This window comes from Cupriavidus sp. HMR-1, from assembly GCF_000319775.1.
Taxonomy (GTDB): domain Bacteria; phylum Pseudomonadota; class Gammaproteobacteria; order Burkholderiales; family Burkholderiaceae; genus Cupriavidus; species Cupriavidus metallidurans.
Genome location: NZ_ANKP01000229.1, coordinates 101802 through 110301, shown reverse-complemented (window position 1 = coordinate 110301; position 8500 = coordinate 101802). Strand labels below are relative to the sequence as shown.

Sequence of the window (8500 nt, the reverse complement as noted above, 5' to 3'; positions counted from 1 at the left end):
CGCTGGCGCTCGCGCTGCTGGCGATGCGCGGCGCCCTGGCATCAGGCCGGCGACCGCGTGGTGGCCAATGGCTCCGGCTGGTCGTGACCGCACTGGGCGTGGTGGTCGGTTTTCCCGTGTTTTCGTCGCTGGCCATGCGCGAAGTGCCGTCCGCGCATGGCGCGATCGTGATTGGCCTGCTGCCGCTGGCCACCGCGGTGTTCGCCGCATGGTTCGGCAATGAACGGCCGTCGCTGGGTTTCTGGCTGTCCGCCGTGGCCGGCAGCGCGCTCGTGGTGGCCTTCGCCCTGTGGCAAGGCGCGGGCGGGCTGCAACATGCCGACTGGTACCTGTTCCTGGCGGTGGTGCTTGGCGCGCTCGGTTATGCCGAAGGCGGCAAGCTCTCGCGCGAACTGGGCGGGCTGGAGACGATCAGCTGGGCGCTGGTGGTCTCGCTGCCCGTGCTGGCGCCCCTGGTGGCCTGGCTGGGGCTGGAACATGCCGCATCCATCGCCGCCGCGTCGCCCCGCGCGTGGCTGGGCATGACCTATGTGTCGGTGTTCTCGATGTTCATCGGCTTCCTGTTCTGGTACGCCGGACTCGCAAAAGGCGGCGTGGCGCGCGTAGGCCAGATACAATTGCTCCAGCCGTTCCTCACGCTGGCGGGCGGCGCGCTGATCCTGGCCGAGCCCCTCGATGCCGCCACCGTCGCTTTCGCAGTGGCGGTGATCGCCGTGGTGGCCCTTGGCCGACGCGCCGCAGTGCGCAACACCGCACCCGCCATGCCATTGGCATCCGCCGCCGAGGAGGCGCCCCCTATCCTTCCAGGACGACTTCACTGACAGGAGACATGCATGTCCGTCTATGACACCCTTGCCCGTCTGGGCGTGGAACTGCCCTCGGCCGGCGCCCCCGCCGCTGCCTATGTCATGGCAGCGACCACCGGCAACACCGTATTCCTGTCCGGCCATATCGCCAGGAAGGACGGCAAGCCCTGGGCTGGCAAGCTCGGCAAGGATATCGACACCGAATCCGGCAAGCAGGCCGCGCGCGCGATCGCCATCGACCTGCTGGCCACGCTGCACGCACATATCGGCGACCTGAACCGCGTCAAGCGCATCGTCAAGGTGATGAGCCTGGTGAACTCGACGCCCGAGTTCACTGAACAACATCTGGTCACCAACGGCTGCTCGGAGTTTCTGGCCGAGGTATTCGGCGAGAAAGGCAAGCACGCACGCAGCGCGTTCGGCGTGGCGCAGATTCCGCTGGGTGCCTGCGTCGAGATCGAAATGATCGTCGAGATCTGACGTCGTCGAAAACCACGTAAACAGATAATGCCGCGCCGCCTCTTGCGGAGGCCGGCGCATTGAATTCCCCCACCACGAGACCAATCATGAAATGGGCCATCTCCCGCCGGGCGCAGCAACTGACCAGCTCGGCCATCCGTGAAATCCTGAAAGTCACCGAGCGTCCGGAAGTTATTTCGTTCGCCGGCGGCCTGCCCTCGCCGGCTTCGTTCCCGGTAGCGGCCATGGAAGCGGCAGTGGCCCGTGTATTCGCCGACAACCCGCAAGGCGCGCTGCAATACGCGGCCACAGAAGGCTACATGCCGCTGCGCGAGTTCGTGGCCAAGCGCTACAACGTCGACGTGGAACGCGTGATGATCACCACGGGTTCGCAACAGGCGCTGGACCTGATCGCCAAGGTGATGATCGATCCGGGCAGCCCGGTGCTGGTGGAAACGCCGAGCTACCTGGGCGCGCTGCAGGCGTTCTCGCTGTTCGAGCCGGAATTCGTGTCGATCCCGTCCGACGAAAAGGGCCTGATCCCCGAGGCGCTGACGCCCGAACTGACCGCCGGCGCGCGCTTCCTGTACGCCCTGCCGAACTTCCAGAACCCCACCGGCCGCCGCCTGCCGCTGGAGCGCCGCCAGGAACTGGTCAAGCGCGCCAAGGAACTCGGCGTGCTGCTGGTCGAGGACGATCCGTACGGCGAACTGAGCTACTCGGGTAACCAGTTGCCGTCGCTGCTGTCGATGAACCCGGACGGCGTGATTTACATGGGCTCGTTCTCGAAGATCCTGGCGCCCGGTATGCGCCTGGGTTTCGTCATCGCCCCGCCCGACCTGCATTTCAAGCTGTGCCAGGCCAAGCAGGCCTCGGACCTGCACACGCCGACGTTCACGCAGCGCATCGCCTATGAAACGATCAAGGACGGCCTGCTCGAACAGCACATCCCGACCATTCGCGAGCTCTACGGCAAGCAATGCGCGTACATGCTGGACGCGCTGAAGCGCCACATGCCGGCCGGCGTGACCTGGAACGCGCCCGAGGGCGGCATGTTCATCTGGGTGGAGCTGCCTGAGGGTCTGGACAGCATGAAGATCCTGGAAGAAGCCGTGCGCCGCAACGTGGCCTACGTGCCGGGCGCGCCGTTCTACGCGGGCAGCCCGCGCAAGAACACGCTGCGCCTGGCGTTCGTGACCGTTTCGGCCGAGCGCATCGAGCAGGGCGTGTCGATCCTGGGCGAGGTGTTCCGCGAAGCGATCGCGCAAGCCGCGCCGCAGGCACGGGCGGCCTGAGCCGGCACGCTACAACCAACCCGAGGAGCCATCGAACATGCTTCGCATCTGGGGCAGGCTGTCGTCAATCAACGTCCAGAAGGTGGTCTGGTGCGCGCGCGAGCTGCATCTGGACCACGAGCGCATCGACATCGGCAATCAGAAGGGCGAGCTCGATACCGAGGCTTACGTGCGTCTCAACCCGAACCGCATGATTCCGGTGATCGAGGATTTCCGCGACACCGACGTGGCCGGCGAGCCGTTCGTGCTGTGGGAATCGAACGCGATCGTGCGCTACCTGTGCGCGCGCTATGGCGAGGACACGCTGTGGCCCTCGGACGTCAAGGCGCGCGCCTCGGCAGACCGCTGGATGGACTGGCAGACCACGACGTTCAGCCCGGCGATGGTCCAGGCGTTCCTGCAACTGGTTCGCACGCCGGCGGACAAGCGTGACGAGGCCGTCGTCGAGAAATCGTGCGAGCGCGCCGAGCCGCTGGCGAAGATGCTCGACGACGCGCTGGAAGGCCGCGAGTTCATCGGTGGCGATCGGTTCACGATGGCCGACGTCTCGCTGGCCTGCGCGGCGCACCGCTGGATGGGCATGCCAAAGGCCCACACGGCCCGGCCCAACCTGGAGCGCTGGCTCGCGGCCATGCGGGCGCGTCCGGCGGCCACTGGCATCCTCGAGCTGCCGCTGAAGTAAATCGTTGTATCGCGGTCACCGCCGCCCAGCCGGCAGGTGACCGCCTCCTCTCCCTCCCCCCTGCCTGTGCGGAACAAGTCACTACGCAAGCCCGCGTTTTCAGTGACCACGGCGTTGGTTTTACGCCCTTCCCTCCACATCCCCTATTTCGAACACTCGTATTAAGGAGTAGTCTCGCGCGAGAGCGTGAGGTGCTTCAGCCTGCCCCCGAGCAAACCCTGATCCCTGAATCCGGCTCATCATTCCGATGATCCGATTTAAGGCAGGCGGCCCGGGACCCATCCTTACAATCCCCCTTCTGTCCACTTTGGGGCGCTATCAAAATGAAGCGGAGCGGTTCCGGCCAAGGGTACGGCCGCAGACTGTAGAAGTCGTACGGCAAGGCCGTGCAACGACGCATGACTCATTTTGATAGCGCCCCCCAGGGGCGCTATCGTCGCTAGAACGGGCATTTGCATTCCGGCAGCCCAGGCCCGTCAGAGGCAAGCTGTCGTTTCAATCCAGAGGAGGATTCAATCGTGTGGAGTCAAGTGTATGACCCGCTCGGCAGTATGGCGTTGTCCACTATTGCCGCCGCGGTTCCGGTTGTCGTGCTGCTCGCAGCGCTGGCGTTCTTTCACATGCAGGCGCACCTGGCGGCCGGGCTGGCGCTGGTCGTCGGCGTCGTTGTGGCGTCATTCGTGTTCGGAATGCCTGCGGAAATGGCTGGCAAAGCCGCCGGGCTCGGCATCATCTCCGGCTTGTTCCCGATTGGCTGGATCGTCCTCAATATCATCTTCCTGCACCGGCTGACCACGATAAACGGGTCATTCAAGGTGTTGCAGAACTCGATCTCGGGCGTCACCGAAGATCGCCGCCTGCAGCTCCTGCTGGTGGCATTCAGCTTTGGCGCGTTCTTCGAAGGCGCGGCCGGCTTCGGCACGCCCGTGGCCGTGACCGGCGCCATCCTGATCGGCCTGGGCTTCTCGCCGCTGGCTGCATCGGGCCTGGCGCTGATCGCCAACACCGCGCCGGTGGCATTCGGCGCGCTCGGCGCGCCGATCATCGGCCTGTCCTCGGTGACCGGCATTGATCAGGTGCAACTCTCCGCGATGATTGGCCGCCAGTTGCCGTTCTTCTCGGTGCTGGTGCCGTTCTGGCTGATCTGGGCGTTCGCGGGCTTCCGCGGCATGCTGGCGATCTGGCCGGCGATCCTGGTGGCCGGCGTCAGCTTCGCGGTGCCGCAGTTCCTGGTGTCGAACTTCCACGGCCCGTGGCTGGTGGACGTGATTTCGGCGCTGGTCTCAATGGGCTGCCTGACCGCCTTCCTGAAGATCTGGCATCCGAAGGAAATCTGGACCTCGACGCGCATCCTGGGCCGTCACGACGATTCCAAGGTCGACAATGCCGAAGCCCTCGAAGCCGACGCCAAGGCCAACGCCGCATCGGCCAACATCTCGGTGATCAAGGCGTGGATGCCTTGGGTGATCCTGACCGTCTTCGTGTTCGTCTGGGGCATCCCCGAGTTCAAGAAGCTGATGGACGGCGTATGGCAATGGAAGTACGCGATCCCGGGTCTGGACAAGGCCGTGCTCAAGGGCCCGCCCGTGGTGGCAAAGCAAATCGCCGAACCAGCCGTGTTCGCATTCAACGTGCTGTCGATGGCGGGTACCGGCATTCTGGTGTCGGCCCTGGTCGGCGGCCTGCTGATGGGTTATTCGATCCCGCGCCTGATCAAGGAGTACTTCGAGACGATCAAGCTCGTGCGCTACTCGCTGTTGACGATCTGCGCGATGTTCGGCATCGGCTACCTGACCCGCTACTCGGGTCTGGACGCCACGCTGGGCCTGGCTTTCGCGCAGACCGGCGTGCTTTACCCGCTGTTCGGCACGATGCTGGGCTGGCTGGGCGTGGCGCTGACGGGCTCGGACACCGCATCGAACGTGCTGTTCGGCGGCCTGCAGAAGACCACGGCGGAACAGCTTGGCCTGTCTCCGACCCTGATGGCCGCGGCCAACAGCTCGGGCGGCGTGATGGGCAAGATGATCGATGCACAGTCGATCGTGGTGGCTTCCACCGCCACCAAGTGGTATGGCCACGAAGGCGAGATTCTGCGCTACGTGTTCTTCCACTCGATCGCGCTGGCGCTGATGGTCGGTATCTTCGTGACGCTGCAGGCGTATGTGCATCCGTTCACGCTGATGGTGATCCACTGATCCACCAGCCATCATCCGCTTCAGTCTTCAAGCCCCGCCCTCGAGCGGGGCTTTTTCATGGGCGTATCATGATCGGCTCACCCAGCAGACCTGACGAGGATCGCCCCCCATGCTGATGCGCCGTCTGGAAAGACTGATCGACCCGTTCCGCGGCCTGCCCGACAGCCAGCCGCCGGAAAGCGTGTGGCGCTTCTATGCCCATTTCCTGCGCGAAGTCCGCGGCGTCTTCGCGGCGTTGCTGATCGTCGGCCTGATCGGAGCGCTGGTCGAAGTGGCACTCTTCAGCTTTCTCGGCCGGCTGGTCGATCTGGCGCGCGAGACGCCCGACGGGTCGTTCTTCGCACGCCACCAGAACGAATTGTTGTGGATGGCGTTCGTCGCGCTGATCCTTCGCCCGCTGATGATCGGGGCCCACGACGTGCTGGTCCACCAGGTGATCAACCCGAGCCTGGCCAACATGATCCGTTGGCAGAACCACCGCTACGTGCTCAAGCAGAGCCTGTCGTTCTTCCAGAACGACTTCGCCGGCCGCATCGCGCAGCGGATCATGCAGACCGGCTACTCGCTGCGCGACTCGGCCGTGCAGGCCGTGGATGCGCTCTGGCACGTGATCGTCTACGCGGTCAGTTCGCTGGCGCTGTTCGCCGAGGCCGACTGGCGGCTGACAATTCCGTTGCTCATCTGGATCGTCGGGTATGTCGCCGCGCTGGCGTGGTTCACGCCCCGGGTCAAGCAACGCTCCGTGGTGGCCACCGACGCGCGCTCGCGTCTGATGGGCCGCATCGTCGACGGCTATACCAACATCACCACGCTCAAGCTGTTTGCCCACTCGCAGCATGAGGAGACCTACGCGCGCGATGCGATGGCCGACCAGACCGACAAGGTCCGGCAGGCCGGCCGGATGGTCAGCGCGATGGACGTCACGGTGACCACGCTGAACGGCCTGCTGATCGCTGGCACCACGGGCATCGCGCTGTGGCTGTGGAACCAGGGGCTGGTCACCACGGGCGCCATTGCGTTGTCCACGGGGCTGGTCATCCGGATCAACAACATGTCCGGCTGGATCATGTGGGTGGTCAACGGCATCTTCGAGAACGTGGGCCAGGTGCAGGACGGCATGAAAACCATCGCCGTGCCGCGTCGCGTGCTCGACCGTCCCGATGCGCAGCCGCTCGACATCCGTCAGGGCGAGGTCAGGTTCGACCATGTCGGCTTCCACTACGGCAAGGGCAGCGGCGTCATCGACAACGTGAACCTCGTGGTGCGGCCTGGCGAGAAGATCGGACTGGTCGGGCCGTCTGGCGCGGGCAAGTCGACGCTCGTCAACCTGCTGCTACGGCTCTACGACGTGGAGACCGGCCACATCCTGATCGACGGCCAGGACATTGCTGGCGTGACGCAGGAAAGCCTGCGTGCGCAGATCGGCATGGTCACGCAGGACACATCACTGCTGCACCGCTCGATTCGCGACAACCTGCGCTACGGCAAGCCCGACAGCACAGAGGCCGAGTTGCACGAGGCTTTGCGTCAGGCCCGCGCCGACGACTTCATGGACCTGCTGGTCGACTCGCACGGCAATCACGGGCTGGATGCGCTGGTCGGGGAGCGCGGCGTGAAGCTCTCGGGCGGGCAGCGGCAGCGCATCGCCATCGCGCGGGTGTTGCTGAAGAACTCACCGATCCTGATCCTCGATGAAGCCACGTCCGCGCTGGACTCGGAAGTGGAATCCGCGATTCAGGAAAGCCTGGAGGCGCTGATGCACGGCAAGACCGTGATCGCCATCGCGCACCGGCTATCGACGATTGCCCGCATGGATCGTCTGGTAGTCCTCGACGGCGGCCGCATCGTCGAAAGCGGCACGCACGCCGAATTGCTGGCGGATGGTGGCCTGTATGCGCGGCTTTGGACGCACCAGACCGGGGGCTTCGTCGGCGTCGATTGATCCGCCGTCAGACCAGCCCCAGCAGCCCTGCCCCGGCGCCAAGCGCCACCAGGGCCAGCGGGTGCACCTTCGTCTTCAGCATCAGCCCCACCGTCACCAGCGTCACGAGCGCGGCCGTCCAGCTATGGTCCACGCTGCCGGCCAGCACCCAACCCGTGGACATAAGCAGGCCGATGGTCAATGCAGACAGGCCGCGTCGGATCAGGCCGGGCCATACTGCGTGCGGCGAACGGCCCGCGAAGTATTCGAAACCGAGCGCGATGACGCTCGACGGCCCGCAGATGCCGGCCATCGACGCGAACGCACCGGCCGGCCCGGCCACCTGCCAGCCGAACAGCGCGACAAACAGAATGTTGGGCCCGGGAGACGCCTGCGAGATGGCATAGAGCGCGGCAAATTGCTCGTCGCTCATCCAGCCATTCGCTTCGACCAGGAAGCGATGCATGTCGGGAATCACGGAACCGCCGCCACCGACGGCCAGCAACGAGAGCATGCCGAAGTGGCCAAGCAGGCTGCGCAGGATCTCGGGCGAAGTCATGCGCCCCCCTTGCGCATCGCGCGGTATTCGAGCACCAGCGCAACGGGCACCAGCACGGCCATCACCGGCAACAGCGGCCAGCGCAGCAGGCCAATCGCAACGAACGCGGCAACCCCAACGGCAATCGCGCGCACGGTGCGCGGCTGACTTTGCGCCAGCTTCACGCCCGTCGACAGCACCAGCCCCGCCGCCACCGCAGTCATGCCCGCCAGCATCTGCCGTACGGCGGTCACATCCTGGAAGCGCAGGTACAGGCCCATCGCGCAGAGCACCACGACCAGCGGCATCAGCACCAGTCCGGCGAATGCGGCCAACGCGCCGCGCAGTCCGGCGAAGCGCAGGCCGAGCATCAACGCCAGGTTGATCACGTTCGGCCCCGGCAGCACCTGCCCGAGGCTCAGTATCTCGACGAAATCGCGGTCATTGAGCCAGCGGTTGCGTTCGACGACGGACCGTCGCACGAATGGCAGCACGCCGCCAAACCCTGACAGCCCCATGCGAGCAAATTCGATGAACAACGTACGGGGCGTGGGAGCCGGCGCAAGCTCGGACTCAACGGGAATCGGCGTGGAGGACATGGTCT

8 protein-coding genes are annotated in these 8500 nt (G+C 65.3%); 6 read left to right on the top strand and 2 right to left on the bottom strand.

Going from position 1 to position 8500, the window contains the following annotated elements; genetic code table 11:
* The 6 genes from D769_RS23040 to D769_RS23015 all read left to right on the top strand — a co-directional run.
* Positions 1-821: DMT family transporter (locus D769_RS23040; protein ID WP_040011206.1), on the top strand; the 821-nt coding region annotated here is incomplete at its 5' end.
* 12 nt (positions 822-833) lie between these two features.
* A complete protein-coding gene (locus tag D769_RS23035) occupies positions 834-1286 on the top strand; it encodes a RidA family protein (protein ID WP_008649984.1) in 453 nt (150 codons plus the stop codon).
* An 86-nt stretch (positions 1287-1372) separates the two neighbouring features.
* Positions 1373-2560: a PLP-dependent aminotransferase family protein gene (locus tag D769_RS23030; protein WP_008649975.1), complete on the top strand. Its 1188-nt coding sequence runs from the start codon at positions 1373-1375 to the stop codon at positions 2558-2560.
* A gap of 37 nt (positions 2561-2597) precedes the next feature.
* Positions 2598-3242 (top strand): glutathione S-transferase, encoded by a 645-nt coding sequence (locus tag D769_RS23025; RefSeq protein WP_008649973.1) that lies wholly within the window; start codon positions 2598-2600, stop codon positions 3240-3242.
* Positions 3243-3760: 518 nt separating this feature from the next.
* On the top strand, positions 3761-5437 hold the full coding sequence (locus D769_RS23020) for an L-lactate permease (RefSeq protein ID WP_008649966.1): 1677 nt from the start codon (positions 3761-3763) through the stop codon (positions 5435-5437).
* A 109-nt stretch (positions 5438-5546) separates the two neighbouring features.
* A complete protein-coding gene (locus D769_RS23015; RefSeq protein WP_008649965.1) occupies positions 5547-7379 on the top strand; it encodes an ABC transporter ATP-binding protein in 1833 nt (610 codons plus the stop codon).
* Positions 7380-7386: 7 nt separating this feature from the next.
* Here the strand turns inward: D769_RS23015 and D769_RS23010 are convergent, their stop codons facing one another.
* Together D769_RS23010 and D769_RS23005 are read right to left on the bottom strand one after the other, a co-directional pair.
* Positions 7387-7917 (bottom strand): chromate transporter, encoded by a 531-nt coding sequence (locus tag D769_RS23010; protein WP_008649963.1) that lies wholly within the window; start codon positions 7915-7917, stop codon positions 7387-7389.
* A complete protein-coding gene (locus D769_RS23005; protein WP_011517094.1) occupies positions 7914-8495 on the bottom strand; it encodes a chromate transporter in 582 nt (193 codons plus the stop codon). The genes D769_RS23010 and D769_RS23005 overlap by 4 nt, the downstream gene beginning before the upstream one ends.
* Positions 8496-8500 lie beyond the last annotated feature (5 nt).

What these genes read in the sequence shown, in the direction of transcription:
- D769_RS23035 (WP_008649984.1), top strand. Translation starts at nt 834, where the DNA reads ATGTCCGTCTATGACACCCTTGCCCGTCTGGGCGTGGAACTGCCCTCG.
- D769_RS23030 (WP_008649975.1), top strand. Translation starts at nt 1,373, where the DNA reads ATGAAATGGGCCATCTCCCGCCGGGCGCAGCAACTGACCAGCTCGGCC.
- D769_RS23025 (WP_008649973.1), top strand. Translation starts at nt 2,598, where the DNA reads ATGCTTCGCATCTGGGGCAGGCTGTCGTCAATCAACGTCCAGAAGGTG.
- D769_RS23015 (WP_008649965.1), top strand. Translation starts at nt 5,547, where the DNA reads ATGCTGATGCGCCGTCTGGAAAGACTGATCGACCCGTTCCGCGGCCTG.
- D769_RS23010 (WP_008649963.1), bottom strand. Translation starts at nt 7,917, where the DNA reads ATGACTTCGCCCGAGATCCTGCGCAGCCTGCTTGGCCACTTCGGCATG.
- D769_RS23005 (WP_011517094.1), bottom strand. Translation starts at nt 8,495, where the DNA reads ATGTCCTCCACGCCGATTCCCGTTGAGTCCGAGCTTGCGCCGGCTCCC.